This window comes from Stenotrophomonas sp. Iso1 (assembly GCF_027497995.1).
Taxonomy (GTDB): Bacteria; Pseudomonadota; Gammaproteobacteria; order Xanthomonadales; family Xanthomonadaceae; genus Stenotrophomonas.
The window spans coordinates 2,000,047-2,016,130 of record NZ_JAODBT010000001.1 but is presented as its reverse complement, the minus strand read 5'-3'; the positions used below and the strand labels follow the sequence as shown (position 1 = coordinate 2,016,130).

Genomic DNA, 16,084 nt, shown 5'->3' with positions numbered 1-16,084 from the left:
ACCGGCCGTGGCAGCGGGCTGATACCAGCGTGGACCGGAGCCGATGTGGCGCTTTCGCAGAAAGTGGTTCCCCTTTTTCCTCCCTCGTCCGATCAACAGGAAAAGCACCGTTGTTTCCTGTCCCCACGTTCGAGAGAAATCCATGCATCGCCTTCATCACTCCCTGGCGCCAATTCGCCGACAGCTAACGCTGGCGGTCTGTCTGGGCCTCGCCGTTGTCGCGGTTGCCCCACAGTCGGCAAGCGCACAACAGCCTCCCGCCAACCTGCAACAGGCCAAGTCGTACTCGATCTCAGCCGGGCCGCTGACCACCACACTCAACCGTTTTGCAGGCGAGGCGGGTATTTTCCTGGCTGCCGCCGGCGAACTGACCGCTGGCAAGCGCAGTCCGGGATTGAACGGCAGCTACAGCGTGCCGCAAGCGTTGGATGCGCTGCTGGCGGGCAGCGAACTGGATTGGCGTATCGAAGGTGACCGCGTCACGCTGCAGCGTCGCGCAGCTGCGCCGGCAGGCAACGCAGCCACATCGGCGGCATCCACCTCGCCGCAGACGTCCACGCTGGCAGCACTTCAGGTCAACGGTACCTACCTGGCCCGCAACAGCACCGCCACCGGTCTTGCCCTGGAATTGCGTGAAACCCCGCAGTCGGTCAGCGTGATCACCTCGGCGATGATGGAAGACCGCAGGATCGAGAACCTGTCCGATATCGTCGAGCACACCACCGGCCTGTCGATCAGCCGCTACGAAAGCAACCGCGGCAGCATGTTCTCGCGCGGCTCCAAGATCGAGAGCTACCTCATCGACGGCGTGCCCACCACCATCGACGAGCAGTGGAGCGCCGGCGAGATCCTCAGCAACACCGCCATCTACGACCGTGCCGAGGTGCTGCGCGGCTCGGATGGGCTGATGGTCGGCACCGGCAGCCCATCGGCGGTGATCAACCTGATCCGCAAGAAGGCCGACAGCCGCGAATTCGCCGGCAGCGTTGCCGTGGAGTACGGCCGTTGGGACAAGCGTGGCGTGACCGTTGACCTTGGTGGACCGTTGTCGCCCAGCGGCTCCACCCGCATGCGCGTGGCCGCCGACTACGACAAAGGCGATAGCCACATCGACCGCCTGAGCAACCGCAACCATGTCGTATACGCCACGCTGGAACAGGACATCGGCGACAACACCTTGATCGCAGCCGGGATCAGCCAGCAGGACAACCATACCGACAGCCCGAGTTGGGGCGGCACTCCTGCCTGGGCGTTGGGCGCCGACGACAAGGTCGAGCGCATCCGTGGCCTGCATCGCGGCCTCAACACTTCGCCGGATTGGTCGTACTGGGACAGCAGCTACCGCAACTGGTTCATCGATGCCGAGCACCGCTTCAACGCTGACTGGAAGGCCAGCGTGCGCGTCAGCCGGGGCCAGCGTGAATCCGAATCCACGTTGGCGCTGTTCTATCCGTACCCGATCGACCCGAGCAACGGCAAATCGGTGATGGCGATGGAGCTGATGCCGGGCTTCGTCTACAAGTTCCCGGTACCTGGCTATGCAGGTGTGTACTGGGTGGACAGCGACAAGGATGCTGCCAGTGCACGCGTCGATGGCGGCTTCGACCTGTTCGGTCGGCACCACGAAGTACTGGTCGGCTACGACCATTGGAAAGAGCGGGTAGTGGCCGACGGTGCGCCGGGTTCGGTCACCATCGCCACCACGCCCAACGCGTATGACTACAACGGCAGCACACCGTTACCGAGCTTCATCGCCCGCCAGAATTACAACAAGCGCGAGGTCACCCAGAACGCGCTGTACGCGGTAGGTCGTTTCTCGTTGGCCGAGCCGCTGAAGCTGATCCTAGGCGCGCGCATGGTCGACTACGAAGTGGTCGACCTGAAGACTCCGGCCAACAGCTATTCCCAGGACAACGAAGTCGTACCCTACGCAGGGTTAATGTATGACATCAATCGCCAGTTCTCGGCCTATGCTAGTTACACCAGCGTCTTCCAACCGCAGAATTACCGCGATGCCGGCAACCGACTACTGTCACCGATCGAAGGCAATACCTACGAAGTCGGCTTGAAGAGTGCATTCCTGGATGGGCGCCTGAGTGCCAACCTGGCGGTATTCCGAATGCAGCAGGAAAACGTCGCCACGTACGCCGGTCAGGTGCCGGAAGACCCGTCCAATCCGGGTGGCCCGATGCGTTCAAGCTACATCGGCACCGATGGAACCGTCAGCAAAGGCTTTGAAGCCGAAGTCGTAGGCGAGATCCTCGATGGCTGGCAGCTCAGCGCCGGCTACAGCCGCTTCAAGGCCGAGCAGGCCAATGGCAGTGATGTGAACACGGTGATCCCGCGCAAGCAGTTCAACCTGTTCACCAGCTATCAACTGAAGGGCGCATTGCAGGGGCTGACCGTGGGCGGCGGCGTGCGTTGGCAGAGCAGTACGTTTGCCTGGCAACCGGCAGCGCAGGCACTGGGCATTCCAGCATTGGAGCAGCCGTCGTATGCGGTCGTGGACCTGATGGCGCGCTATCAGTTCAACCCACAATGGTCGGCGCAGCTCAACATCGGCAATGCGTTGGACAAAGCGTACTTCGCCCCGACCGATGACGGCATGCAGCTGTTCTGGCAGGCACCGCGCGACGCCACCTTCAACGTCCGCTATACGTTCTGACTGCACGCCCCCATCCGGCAGAGCCTGCCGGGTGGGGGCGCGTACAGCGAACACCTAGATCATCGAGCTCCTCTACGTGACCGGCACTTCCCGCATCTATCGTCTGAATCTGTGGTTGCACCGTTGGTGCAGCCTGTTGGCAACGCTGCCATTTCTCGTGCTGTGCCTGACCGGCACCGTGCTGATATTCCACGAGGAAATCGACGCGGCAATGGGCGTGATGCCCGCCGCACCGGGGCTCTCCGCCTCACTGCAACCACTGGCCGAATCAGTGGATGCAGTACTGGCTGCCAACCCCGATGAAAAAATCATCTACCTCGGCCTTGATGCGAATCACCATCCCGGTTTGCTGCTGCTCAACACCGTGCCACACGGTGACAGCGGCTTCGACAGGGCGAAGCTGCAGTTCACTGATCTGGCAACTGCAGAGCACATTGATGCCAGCGCTGGAGATGGCACCACCTTGACCGGCTTCCTACTGGAGCTGCATGCACAATGGTTCCTCGGGCCATTCGGTGAACTGCTTGGCGCCTTCTTCGCGCTGCTGGTACTTGTGTCGCTGGTATCCGGCTTGGTGGTGTACTGGCCGCATGCCAAGAAAGTAGCGTTCGGCCTGCTGCGGCGTGGCAGAGGCCCGAGATTGCGTCAGCTGGACCTGCACAACACCATTGGCGCGATCGTGTTGGGTTGGACATTCGCCGTTAGCCTGACCGGCTTCCTGCTGGGCTTCGGCACGCTGGCGACCGGGCTGTGGTCGCAACAGCAGCTTGCACGCGTGCAGAGCATGCACACCGGGGCGCCCGTCGATCCGCGCCGTCCTCCCATAGACGCCGACCATGCGCTTGCATCGGCGCTGTCGGCCGCACCAACAGGCTGGCAGGTCAGCTCGATACTGTGGCCGGGCACTGACTATTCCACGCCCCGCCATTACACCGTGCTGGTGGCCGGCAGCGGGCTCGACGAGCGCTTAGTGCGCGTGGTGCTGGTGGATGCTGCCAATGGCGAGGTAGCGGGGACTACCGAACTGCCGTGGTACCTGAAGGCAATCACCTTGTCCGAACCGCTGCACTTCGGTGATTACGGCGGTATGCCCTTGAAAATATTGTGGACCGCATGTACTTGGCTGACGTTGTTCATCACAATCAACGGTACATGGCTGTGGTGGGACCGCCGACGCAAGCGCAAAGTGCGCAGCAACGTTGGCGAGGTGATTTCGTGACCGGCAAGCGCGCGATCATCGTGATCACATCAATGGCGATCCTGAGCATCATCGGCCTCATCGGCATGCTGGTGGCCGAAGGGGGATGGGATGTCTGTTTTTTCCTGCTGGCCATCCTGCCGTTGGTGGTCGGAGCAGTTGGCTTATGGCATAGGAGCTCTGCTCGCTGACATCCGATGCTGACGTGCCAGGTGTCGCCCAACACACTGCCCCAGAAGGCATGGCTTGCGACAAATGTCCCGGACCGAGCCGGGCAGTAGAAAAGCAGAAACCCCAGATTTCTCTGGGGTTTCTGCATGTCCTGAGACAGGCTCGGACTTTGCCATCATCAACCACAAACGCAGCCCATCTAATCGATATCTAAAGATATCAATAATTTACTAAAGAGCTATTACTCACACCGGCAGCCTATCGTCCACCCAAGGACTATCGGACACATTTTTCAGAAGATCGCTGATATCCCAATCAGTGCTTGCCTCTTGTCTTGGAATTCCCAGCTTTTAGTGGACACCTGATCGGTGGTGGCGATGCGTTGCCTCGAACTCGTCAGGGCTGACACCGCCGAGGTGAGTGTGGCGACGTATGGGATTGTAGAACCCGTCGATGTAGTCGGCTATGTCCGAGGTCGCCGCGTCCCGACGGGGGTAGATGCGTTTCTTGATCCGCTCCTTTTTCAAACTGCTGAAGAAGGACTTAGCGACCGCGTTGTCCCAGCAGTTGGCGCGTCTGCTCATGCTTGGCTCAAGATGGTTGCCTTTGCACAAGCGCCGCCAAGCATCGCTCCCATACTGCGTTCCTTGATCCGAATGGATCAGAGTGTTTCGGGGTCGCCGAGAACGAACAGCCTTCAAGACAGCTTCCAGGACCAGCTCTCGATGAATTGTGGGCTTGACGGCCCAGCCTACGACTTGGCGCGAGAAGAGGTCCACGACGACGGCCAAGTAGAGCCAGCCTTGCCAAGTGCGGATATAGGTGATGTCCGCCACCCACGCCTCGTTGGGCTTCGATACCGTAAACTGACGTCGCAGCAGGTTTGGGATCAATGCATGCGGTTTTGCAGCCGGGATATGACGTATGCGATAACCATGTAGTGCCTGGAGTGCGTTCTCTCGCATGAGGCGCGCGACCCTATGCTTGCTACAGGTCTCACCACGTTCGCGCAGATCCTGCAGCACCCTCGGGGCACCGTAGATCCCGTGACTGGCAATGAACGATGCGCGTATGAGACGCTGCAGACGCGCGTCTTCGTGGGCTCGGTCGGACACTGGATGATTGAGCCAAGCGTAGTAGCCTGCACGAGCAACGCCGAGCAGCCGACACATCATCTGAACACTGAACTCATTCCGATGCGACTCAATGAATTGATAAGCCCGTCGCGTCCGGCTTGGAAGCTTCTTTGAAGACATGACTCTTGCCTCCTGCTGATCGCATGGATGCTAGACCTTGTTCACAGAATGCCGGTAACTCCAAACGTAACGCCCCGCAGTTTTCAATTCAGCAATCCATCCTTAAAGTTCGAACAATGAAAAAAACCAAGAAGAATTTCACTATAGAAGACGCGAGAAGCATGCACGATCCAGATTTCCCAAGCACTCATTTCTTCTACGAGTACGACAGAGAGCGTGAAGTTCCAGCCGCCGAATTGATCTCGCATGCCATCCTTCTCTGGCACGAGCAGATGGTTGCAAACCCCCTCGACGACAACAGCCATCTCTGGGAGTTCGCTGCATCTCTGCTGGAAAAGGACGAGCCACCAGGGATGTGCTCAAGGCTTGAATGGCTCCGCTACTCCGTCATTATCTCCCCCGCCGCAGCCTCCCCCACGTGACCCACCTGCTGGTTGTCGATGACCACCGCTCCATCCGCGACCCGCTAGCGGCCTACCTGCGCCGCCAGGGCTTCGAAGTGACCACCGCCAGCGATGGCGTGGAGACACGTGCGCGCCTGCTCGAGCAGCGCTTCGACCTGGTCGTGCTGGACCGCATGCTGCCAGGCGAAGATGGGTTATCGCTATGCCGACATATAGGACAAGCGTTCGGCACCCCGGTGATCCTGCTGACTGCCAAGGCTGAGCACGCTGATCGCATCACAGGACTAGACCAGGGCGCCGATGACTACGTCACCAAGCCTTTCAGCGTAGATGAGCTAATGGCCCGCATCCGCAGCGTGCTGCGCCGTACCGGTGGCCAAGTTGCGAGCACGCGCGGCGTAGAATCCGGGCGGCTGCGCTTCGCCGATTGGTCGCTGGACCTGCTGCACCGGCAGTTGCATGCCTTCTCACTCGTGATTCCGATGGCAATCTGCTTCCAGAACTGCCGCTCCGCCTCACGTCGAAGCGAAAGCGCACTCGGTGAGCGCATGACTGCGCGCCCCGTTGACTTCTGCATCCGCCCTGTATGCCTTCCCATAACACCTCCATGATTGAAGGTGTTGCGACGATCGGTTGAATCCGCCCATCCATTGCTCCCGGTTACAGCAGCAACAAATAGCCGATGCCTCGTACCGTGGTGAGCGGCAACTCGCATCCGGTGCTGGCGAGAACCTTGCGTCGCAGGCGGTAGATCAGCATCTCAAGCCTGTGCAGGTCGAAATCATCTTCATCGTGGCTCAGATGCCCGATGACGGCTTCGCGCGTTACCACAGCACCTTCGGCATCAGCCAGCAACGTCAGGAACAGCCGTTCCGCCTTCGAAAGCCCTACATCAGCGCCGGAACGCGTGGCAATGCGCCACTCGTTGGCAATCAGGCACCATTCCGTCGTCTTCGGCTGCCGTGGTGGCTGCATGGCCGCTGCAGTTGTTCGGCGCATGACGCTGCGTATCGTCGCAGCGAGCACCTCTACTCCGACGGGCTTGGAAAGATAGGCATCCGCGCCCTGGTCCAACCCGCGGACATGGTCGTCTGCACCGCGTCGTCCCGTGAGCATGACGATCCCCGCCTTGCCCAGCTTGCGCAGGTGCTGCGCCACCGCGAAGCCACTCTCGTCCGGAAGGCCGACATCCACAACGAACACGTCGTAGGAGCGCAGGCTCAAGGCCCTGTACAAGGCCAACGCACTGCCCACACCGTCGACCTCAAAACCCTCGCTTCTAAGTCCTGGAATGAGGAACGTCTCTCGCAGTTCCTCCTCATCCTCCAGCACCATCACCGACCATCCGTTCGTATCCCGCTGCATACCTTCCCTTTACTGCAACATGTGCGACTCACTGTGTCCGCACTGCCAATCATTCCGTTTCTAGTGGACTCCCGGAATTGCGCCAATGGCAGCAGCTTCCGCGCTCTCCTTGAATCTGATCACCGGCAACATTTCTGCGCGACGGGGTTCCACGCATCAGTCGCTGTGACCAGTCCTGATGCCGGCCCCAAGAGCCACGCTCATGGCGATAGCGTCTGCCTCGGGACGTTCGGAAGCAACCCTTCCCGAACAACTTCACTAGTCGGCGGCGCGCGATTCAACTCTCATACCCCATACCGCGATGTGACCACCAAGCCCTCCGTGATGGCAGCGATGTCCGCAGCGGTATGCGCGATCAGGAGAGAGCCCAGTATCGAGTCGACGCGAACGATAGCCACCTTCAGGCCATCCTGCCGGGTAATCAACAGGCCCGCGTCGTAGGTAACCGACTCCCTCTCTCCCACCACGGAGGCTTCCAGCACCTCGATTGTGGCCACCGGCGATTCTGCTCCTAGGTGCAGGCTGAAATGGTCGAAGTGATAGTTGCCTTCGTTGCTGGGAGGCGAGGAGGCATATCGGATGTTCTTCGGAGTCTCGGAAATCCGCACGGAAAGCGTGTGGAAATTCATCCACTCTTCCGGAGTCTCATCCCAGTCGCTTTCAATGACGATGAAGCGGCGCTTGTCGAGTTGTATGGATACGGACAACACCTCAATCACGGCACTACCCACCTGGATATCCGAGCTGGCGCTCATCAGCGTCTGGAGCCGGCACCCGGACAGTAGTGCGAGTGCTGCCTTCGATTTCCTATCCAGGTGCTGGGCAATCTGATTCATGTGGCTTGACTCAAGAAGAGTGCCCCGCCTGAAAACGGCAGGGGCGTGATGGCGATTGCACGCCTGATCAGACAGGGCGACCGAGCGCGTGCCAGTGCATGGGGCTAAAGCTACGGGCGCGAAACCCACTTAGCCCAGTGCGTCTACGGACAGGGATTCTCGCAGCAGGTCGATCGCCCTGTCGCCCCCAAAAAGGCGGCCGCGCCTACGAGGCTTGGCCTCCCCTGCGGCGGGCGATCCGCCCATTGCGACACCTAATAGTTACGTTATAACATTCCATTTACTCTCAAGGGGGCAACCAATGCGTCAACACCTACTCGCTGCTGCAGTGCTTCTCAGCGTCCAGAACGTCCATGCGGCGGACGACACGACCCTGCCGACGGTCAAAGTCAGGGCAGACAAGGCATCAAAGATCGACAGCATCGTTATCGTCGGGAACGCACATGCACAGCACAGGACGTTGGGCGGCATGCTGGAGCGTGTCCCGGGGGTGCAGAGCAGTGCCTTCGGGCCCAACGCCGGCGCGCCCGTCATCCGCAGCCTGACCGGCAACCGCGTGCAGGTCCTGGAAGACGGTCAGTCCATCCAAGGCTTGAACGCGCTCAGCGGTGACATCGCCATCCCCTTCGATCCGCTCTTTGTGCGAAGCGTCAGCGTGAACAAGTCTTCGGATACCGTCCGCCATGGCGGAAACGCGATCGGTGGCAGTGTCGATGTCGACTCCGGAATCCTCTCCAGGAAGATGGAAGACACGGACCAGGAGATGGAGCTGGTGCTCCGGCAAGGCATCAACGCTGCCGATGCCCAAGGCTTCCGCATGAATTTCAACAACCAGCGGAACATCTCGACGAATCTGCAGATCTCGCATCAACGGATCTCGCACTACGACATCCCCGGCAACAGCAAGGCCAGTGTGTGCGACAGCCAGTTGTTCCCGCCTGCAGGCGGGATCAACAGTGGCTTGGCCGACGCTTGCCAGAAGGAAGCAAGGATTCAACAGATCTATAACAAAGCGTCGCAGCCCTACATTGATCAATTCATGACCGAAAACCCGGACTGGGCGGATGGTGCTTTTTCGTTCTATACGAACAACCCATCGTCGGTCTGGCGCGGAAAGACGTATGTGAATCCCGCAAACCCCGCCTACGTGGCAGGCACGCCGTCGTATATCCAGAACAAGATCAACCGGGACGTCACGCCGAACTACCGCGGCACGCTCGGGAATAGCTACTTCAGGAATTCACACCTCGCGGCAGGCTCGACCTACTTCTTCGACCGCGGTTACGTCGGCATCAGCGTGGACTCCAAGGACAGCGAGTACGGGGTTCCGGGGTTTTCGATGGAGAACCTCTCCTTCGGCTCGAACTACGAGAAAGGCCGCCCCGTGGGTGTGGTGCTCAAGCAGAACAAGTACACCGTTGAAGCCAATCTCCTCGATCCGATTCCTTTCTTTGAAAGCGCCGAGTTGCGCGTGTCGCACGTGAGCAACACCTCAGGAGAACTGCTGGGCGCAACGAAGGCCAATGAATACAGCTTTGATACCTATCAGGCAGAGGTCGTACTTGATCACCGGCGCATGGGGCCTGTCAGCGGTCTGGTGGGTGTGAGCCATCGGTCGCGGGATGTCACTGGCAGTGGCTCACTGCGCTATCTGCCCGATGTGGGGACCGTAACCAATGCGGTCTTCCTGAAGGAGACGCTCGACTTCGACGGAGCGTCATTCGATGCCGGCTTCCGGCATGAACGTGTGGAACACGACATCCGGAAAAGTGCCTTCAAGATCGCACGCAATGGTGCCAATTCGAAACTTGAGGACAGATCCTTCGTCCTCAACAGCTACAACGTCGGCGGTTTCGTTGAACTCGGCAGGCTGTTCGGCGTGAAGGCCCGCTACTCCTCATCGCAACGGGCACCGGACGTGAATGAGTTGTACGCAAGCAACGCCCACTATTCGGTCATGGCTCAAGAGGAGGGAAATCAGGACCTGAAGGCCGAACGCGCGCGGAATGCCGAATTTACCCTGCTGTTCAACAACCGTGGTTTCGACATGTCCGCAACGGGCTATGTCATGAGGTACGAAAACTACCTCTATCAGGGCAGCTCGGGCCTGCAGACTGCCAATCGTTTGCCCTTGAAGTACTGGAAGCAGACTGACACGACCGTCAAGGGATTCGAGGTCGGGGTGTCCCAGGCATTGGATCTTGGCCGCTACGGGGCACTCAATCTTTCCGCGTTTTCCGACCTGGTAAAGAACAGGGCGGACCGTCCTGACTCACTGCGCGCACACAACGACGGACAGTATCTCCCCGGCATGCCAACCAACCGCTATGGTGCGAACATTGTCTGGCAGAAGGCAGACTGGAGGGCTGGCGTATCCAGCACCTACTACGACAAGCAGAAGTACCTCGGAAAGAATGTGAGCGAGGAAGTTCCGCTGGATGCTTTCAACATGGTGGACTTCCAGATAAGCCGCCAGTTCCGTCCATGGAGTTCGTACGTCACTGGAATCGAGGTGTTCCTCAATGGCTCCAACCTGCTTGACGCCGATGCCCGTCCGCACAACTCCCCGCTGAAATACATCGCGCCATTGCCGGGGCGTGCTTTCCAGATCGGGGTGACCATCCGCCTTTAAACGACTGCAGACAGCTCATTGGCCGGCATAGAAGGAAGCCCGCACACATGCGGGCTTCCCTCCCCCGTGCTGGAAAACTCCAGCAGCGCCTTCGTCAATGCCATTTCAGTACAGCGACGCCTGCACCGTTACGCCCAACCAGCGCGGAATGCCGGGCTTGTACGAGTTCCAGGTCAGCGGCACGCCGGTGTCCTGGTCGAACAGATTCTTGGCGACCAGGCTGATCGCGAATCGTCCATCCTGACGGCCAAGGCCAATCGAGAAATCGGTAGTGCCCAGCGGGTCGGTCTTTGCATAACGCGACAGCAACGTGTCGGTGTAGTAGCTGCTTTGGTAGTTGTAGTTCACGTTGGACTGCAGCGCCCACACCTGCCCCAGCGGATAGGAGAAGTCGGCGAACAGGTTGCCGCTGACCTTCGGTGCACCCGGCAGGCTCTTGCCACTTGCGTCGTAATACGGACCGGCCGGATTGCTGCCTCCCAGTTCGGCCGGGTTCGGTGCAAACGGGAACTTTCGATACGTCGCATCCGTGTACGCACCGGAGAAGCGCAGCGTGGTGTACGGGATGCCGAAGTAGGCAACGTCCAGTTCCAGGCCCTGCGTCCGCACCTTGGGTACGTTGCCAAGCGCGGCACTGTAGGCCGGCTTGCCATCGTTGTTCAGTGCCGTCTGTACTTCGTCGTAGACAAAGGTGTTCTGGATGTAGTCATCGATGTTCTGCAGGAACAGCGTGCCGGCCAACGAAAGCGTGTTGTTGAACAACAGCGATTTGAAACCCAGTTCCCAGGCCTGGGTGGATTCGGCCTTGGCCGCCAATGCCTTTCCGCCCAGCGCGGTGGCACCCACGATCTGCGTGATGCCAGGCTTCTCGCCGTAGCGGTAAGAACCGTACACAGTCAATGCGTCGTTGATCCGATAGTTGAGGCCAAGCACGCCGCTGACCAGCGTTTCCTGGTACTCCGGCGCAGCGATGCTGAGGTAGGAACTGCCAATACGGCCGGCACGAATCGCCTTGGCTGCCGCCACCTGCTGCCGCTGCGTTCCGCTCAAGACACCATAACTGGCGACGCCGAAGTACTTCTGCGCCACCAGATCGGCCAGTGCCAGCTGCGCAGCCGAGTTGCCGGCAGCCAGGTTGCCAAGCGAATCGTTAGCGAAGCCGTTGTACACCACGTTGTTGACCTTGGCTGGGTTGAGCTCGGCGGCGTAGCCATCGGCAAGGACGCCATTGCTTGCGCTGGTGTTGCGTGTCTCGCGGCTGACGCGCAGGCCGGCGTTGACGCTGAGATTGTCGGTGGCCTCCCACGTGAGGTTGGAGTACGCCGCCAGCGACTTGTTGTCGTAACGCTCCTTGCGTTGTGTGACCATGCCGTACAACGAGTTGAACAGTAGCTGCCGGCCAGCAGCATTCACCGCATTCGGCAAGGAAGGATTGATCGGATCCAACAGCGCATACTGCGCGGCGTTGGCGTAGTAGGCGCCGGCATCGGTGCCATAGCGTTCGGTCTGACTGTAGTTGGGGAACTTGCCGTGGAAGTAGAAGCCGCCGACGCGCAGGCTCAACGCATCGTTCAACTTCGTGTCCAGCCGTAATTCCTGGCTCAGCTGCTCGAAGCTGGTCTGGGTACCTCGCGGCGCACGCAGCCATTCAAAACCGGTATGCGAGCCCGCGCCCTGTGAGAAATCGTAGTCACGCCAGCCGGTGATCGAGGTGAGCGTGGTGGTGTCACTGAGCTTGTAGGTCACGTTGGCGGTGACACCAGCCGTCTTGTAGGTGTTCGGGTACTCGCCAATGGTGTTGACGCGCGGCCGGTAGTAGTCGTCGATGGTGTAGCTGCTGTTCTGCGCGAACCAGCGACGCTGCAACTTGCCGAACACGTCCTCGGCGTAGTTTACCAAGCCCGGCTTTCCGGTAGCTGCGTTTGTCCAGTCATAGTTGGGCGGCGTCTTGGTATTGAACCAGAAGCAGTTCTCGCAAATCTCCCGGCCCTTGGGCGTGACATCAATCGAGAGGTTGGCTTCCACCCGATCCGTTGGTGTGAACAACAACTGCGCGCGCACGTTGGTGCGGTCAGTGTTGCGCCAGCTGTAATGCGTGTCGTTGGCGTTGTCGTAGGGGCCATCGGCGGTTTCGCGATTGACGCTCAAACGGTAGGCCAGCGTTTCATCGACGATCGCCCCACCCACCACGGCGGTTGCGATGGTGGTGTTGCGTTCCCCCAGCGTGATGGCGGCGCGCGCCTCCGGGCTGAAGCTGGGTTTGCGTGTGGTGATCTCGACGCGGCCCACATTGGCAGCGCGGCCCCCTTCGGTACCGTTGGGGCCGCGCACGACCTGCACCGACTCGATGTCCAGGTAGTTGCTCAAGGCCGAAATCGCGTTGATGCCGTGACCGACACCGTCGACACTGACACCGACACTGGGTTCGAGCACACCCGCACCGGCAGCCCAGCCCACGCCGCGCACGAAGATCGACGCCGTATTGGGGTTCTGCCATGAAGTACGCACGTTTCCGAGCCGGTTGACGATGTCCCGGAAGTTGTTGACGTGGAATTTCTCCAACTCCTCGCCGGTGACGGCAGAAATTGACGCGGGCTTTTCCTTGATCTGTTCGCTCTTCACGATCACCGCGTCCAGCAGTGCCGCATCACCCACTCCGGACGCGGCGACAGCGCGGGATGGCTCTTCCTGCGGAGGCGCCACATCCTGCGGCGTGGCAGCCGTTTCGAAGGGCAATCCAGCGGCCTGACGCAAACGTGCGATCTCCGCTTTCAGCTGCGAATTTTCGCGCTGAAGTTGTTCGTTGGACTGCGCATGCACTTGCCCGGGAATCAATGCGCCAGCGAGCGTGGCGATGATCGTGCATGCAAGGAAAGAGCGCGCCGGCATGCGAGTGATCTTCCCCACGACAAGGGGATTGTTGGAAACACGATGACGCATTGGGCTGTACTGCATTCGGCGCACTTCCTCGACTGTGGGTGAGCGACGGATGCTAGGAGTTCACTTTCACAGTGAATAATGACTGCATCGAATGAGGACATAAGGGGCAGCAGGCATCAGCCAGGTCGCGAACGTCATCTCTGGGCGCGGTAATCACGGCATCACCATCGGCTATTTGTACACTCCCGATACAACGCCGAGAGTCGGCAGTCTTCCCGGCCACCCGGCCTGTAGCGGAGTCCTGCTTCTCATGTCCATCGCTCGTCCCCTGCTTCTTGCTCTCACCACCACCGTCCTCTCCACGGCCCTGCTGTTGCCTTCCGCGTCGGCAGCAACCTCAGCCACTCCCCTTCGTGACTATCTGACGGCGAAGAAGAGCGCGATCCAGACACAGTCAACGCAGGAAGGTGTACCGACGCCGATCCACACCAAGGTCACCGCTGAAAGCCGTTCCGGTGTGCGACGCCTGCGCATCGGGCCAACCGGCGCGTTCCAGTACCTCAGCGACAGTGGTCGTGACTACGCCGGCTACAACCTCGGCGCCGGTTCCTGGGATTCATTGGTAGGCGTCCTTTCCAGCGCCATCGCCGACGAGTACCTGGTGCAGGCAGCATTGGCAAACATTCCCATCGACGGCTTGGATGTGGTGTTCACCAGCATTCCCAAGCGAAAGAGCGAGAACCTCAGCTACCCGAACAATCTTTCCTATGTGGCTTACATCGATTCGCCGGCCACCGACTCACAGCTGCAGACGCTCAAGCACACCGTCCACGAGCGATCCTCGGCGATCAATCTGGTGACACAGCCGCAGCAGATCAGCCGCATCGAAGTTGAGTACATCCACACCCCGGCAACGCGTGATCCAAGCCTTCCGCCGGGTCTGCGCGACTTCATCACCCAGGAGAAGCGCCCGGCGGTGCTGGCCAAACAGCGGGAAGCCGCTTCCGGCAAGGCCGCTACGCCCGAAACATTGGTCGCGCGTGCACACGTCGAACCGCATACCGGCCTGCGTCAGGTGTTCATCGGCAAGGATGGCTACCACCTGCAACTGCACGACAGTGCACCGGGCCTGCTCGGCTATGGACTGGCGCCGACCGTGGAAGAACACCTGATCGGCGTCACCACCACCTGCCCCACCCACATCTTCGAAGTGCAGGCAGGCGCCCGCAACGTACTGCTCGATTCGCTGGAAGTCACCGCCGATGCCGAGCTGACCCCGCGTTTCGGCAAGAACGTCAGCAGCCCCGCGCACTTCCGCAACATCCACTACAAGGCACGAATCGAGTCGCCCGCCTCTGAGCAGGAAATCCTCGCGCTGCGCGATGCCGTCGAAGAAACCTGCCCGCTGTACAACCTGATCAAGGATGAGCAGACGCTGGAAGGCAGCGTTGTCCATGGTGCGTACACGGGCAGCACAGGCAGCTGATGAAGTGAGGCGCAGTTACGCGCCCGCTCGCGTAAACAGCTCACGGCAAGTGCCATGGCATTCCATGGCACTTGGTCTGATTCCAGTTCGTCCGTTCAATCGGCTTATCGACAAGGATCAGCGTTGGTTGACACCAGCAAACGCCGCGAGCCTCACTCGATTTCAACTCCCGGCTTCCATCCACTACTGTCCAGTATCGTTCGCGCATCACGCATCGTGATGAGTTCCTGCAGCGCCTTGCGCTTGTCCTTGGCGTTGGAATAGTAGGCCTTGGAGATCCGGTAGCCGACCCAGTAGCCCAGGTCCTGCGGATTGGTGGCGGTGGAGTTGTACAGCCAGTTCGACAGATCGGTGGAAGCCATCTCCGCCTGGAATCTCGTCTCGATATCCCGCTCCTTTCCCTTCACCAGGTCAGCCATGTAAGCGTAGGCGACATCACCGGTGAGCAACTCCGTCACAAATTCGGCCGAGCCTTCGACAACCGACAAATCAAGAACCGTGGGATTCTCCTTGTCGGTCAGTTCCGGGTTCTGTTGAACATGGATGAACTCGTGAACCATGACGCGGACCAGACGGTCCTCGACATTTGGATTGATGAAGGTGGTTGCACACAACGCCTCCAACCCGATGTTGATGCCGTCATTCGGGCCGGCAACCGCCACCGGTCGGCCGCGCCCCACCGAGATCGTAACGGGCGGAAATTGTGCCTCTGAATACAGCTCGGAAAAACGATTCAATGCGCTACCCACGCGCACCTTGGCAGCGGGCAATGCCGCAACGCATTCGCGTGCACGCACGTAGATTTCAGGCCGGTCGTTGATGGCCTTGGCGATGCGTTCACCGGTGATCTTGCGGATGCTGGCAAAGTGTTTCAGGCCATCAGTGCCCTGATCCAGATAGTCGCGCTGCAGCTGTTCGGCCGTCGGCTTTCCATCGGCGGCATCGTAGATTGCGTAGAACCGCTCGACATCGCGGGTGCTTACCAGCGGCTCAGCGCACACTGAAAAGGCCAGTATCGACAGCACGGACCCAAGCCCCAAAACCTTGACGCCATTCGATGCTGCGCGTGGCAGACACCGGCGAACAACTCGAGCAAAAGCAGCGACAGGCAAGTGCGGGGAAGACGACATGCGAAACCTCTCCAAAGGCAATTCAGGGCTGATCACATTACGGCCGGGCATTCGGTGCCGA

Annotated in this window: 11 protein-coding genes and 1 pseudogene; 7 read left to right on the top strand and 5 right to left on the bottom strand. The window is 59.9% G+C overall.

The genetic code is table 11. The annotated features are described in order from the left end of the window. The first annotated feature begins 142 nt into the window (after positions 1-142). From PAN08_RS08885 to PAN08_RS08875, 3 genes are all read left to right on the top strand, one after another. A complete protein-coding gene (locus PAN08_RS08885) occupies positions 143-2,665 on the top strand; it encodes a TonB-dependent receptor (protein ID WP_269791074.1) in 2,523 nt (840 codons plus the stop codon). A 76-nt stretch (positions 2,666-2,741) separates the two neighbouring features. Next, complete coding sequence (locus tag PAN08_RS08880) at positions 2,742-3,884, top strand: PepSY-associated TM helix domain-containing protein (RefSeq protein ID WP_269791073.1); 1,143 nt, start codon at positions 2,742-2,744, stop codon at positions 3,882-3,884. Further along, entirely contained in the window at positions 3,881-4,054 is a 174-nt protein-coding gene (locus PAN08_RS08875) for a hypothetical protein (protein ID WP_269791072.1), read from the top strand. The genes PAN08_RS08880 and PAN08_RS08875 overlap by 4 nt, the downstream gene beginning before the upstream one ends. A gap of 330 nt (positions 4,055-4,384) precedes the next feature. On the opposite strand, the gene PAN08_RS08870 is transcribed toward PAN08_RS08875, so the two are convergent. After that, complete coding sequence (locus PAN08_RS08870) at positions 4,385-5,290, bottom strand: IS3 family transposase (protein ID WP_269791071.1); 906 nt, start codon at positions 5,288-5,290, stop codon at positions 4,385-4,387. 116 nt (positions 5,291-5,406) lie between these two features. Between PAN08_RS08870 and PAN08_RS08865 the strand changes: the two genes are divergently transcribed. Further along, the gene (locus PAN08_RS08865; RefSeq protein WP_269791070.1) at positions 5,407-5,712 is read left to right on the top strand and encodes a hypothetical protein; all 306 of its coding nucleotides are present in this window, start codon (positions 5,407-5,409) and stop codon (positions 5,710-5,712) included. Further along, a pseudogene (locus PAN08_RS08860) lies at positions 5,661-6,035 on the top strand (response regulator); the annotation flags it as partial. The gene PAN08_RS08865 and the pseudogene PAN08_RS08860, both read left to right, overlap by 52 nt. Before the next feature lie 319 nt (positions 6,036-6,354). On the opposite strand, the gene PAN08_RS08855 reads toward PAN08_RS08860, so the two are convergent. After that, positions 6,355-7,059, bottom strand: a complete 705-nt coding sequence (locus PAN08_RS08855; protein WP_269791069.1) for a response regulator transcription factor — start codon at positions 7,057-7,059, stop codon at positions 6,355-6,357. 284 nt (positions 7,060-7,343) lie between these two features. Further along, positions 7,344-7,895 carry a hypothetical protein gene (locus tag PAN08_RS08850; protein ID WP_269791068.1) on the bottom strand — a complete coding sequence of 184 codons (552 nt, stop codon included), beginning with the start codon at positions 7,893-7,895 and terminating at the stop codon, positions 7,344-7,346. Between the two features lie 301 nt (positions 7,896-8,196). Between PAN08_RS08850 and PAN08_RS08845 the strand changes: the two genes are divergently transcribed. Further along, the gene (locus PAN08_RS08845) at positions 8,197-10,527 is read left to right on the top strand and encodes a TonB-dependent receptor (protein WP_269791067.1); all 2,331 of its coding nucleotides are present in this window, start codon (positions 8,197-8,199) and stop codon (positions 10,525-10,527) included. A 105-nt stretch (positions 10,528-10,632) separates the two neighbouring features. Here the strand turns inward: PAN08_RS08845 and PAN08_RS08840 are convergent, their stop codons facing one another. Then, a complete protein-coding gene (locus PAN08_RS08840) occupies positions 10,633-13,416 on the bottom strand; it encodes a TonB-dependent receptor (RefSeq protein WP_269791066.1) in 2,784 nt (927 codons plus the stop codon). 301 nt (positions 13,417-13,717) lie between these two features. Here PAN08_RS08840 and PAN08_RS08835 point away from each other — a divergent pair, with 301 nt between their 5' ends. Beyond that, positions 13,718-14,893, top strand: coding sequence for an OsmC family protein (locus PAN08_RS08835; protein WP_269791065.1), 1,176 nt, complete (start codon positions 13,718-13,720; stop codon positions 14,891-14,893). A 152-nt stretch (positions 14,894-15,045) separates the two neighbouring features. Here PAN08_RS08835 and PAN08_RS08830 read toward each other — a convergent pair whose 3' ends face one another. Beyond that, on the bottom strand, positions 15,046-16,023 hold the full coding sequence (locus tag PAN08_RS08830; protein WP_269791064.1) for a DUF2268 domain-containing putative Zn-dependent protease: 978 nt from the start codon (positions 16,021-16,023) through the stop codon (positions 15,046-15,048). Positions 16,024-16,084 lie beyond the last annotated feature (61 nt).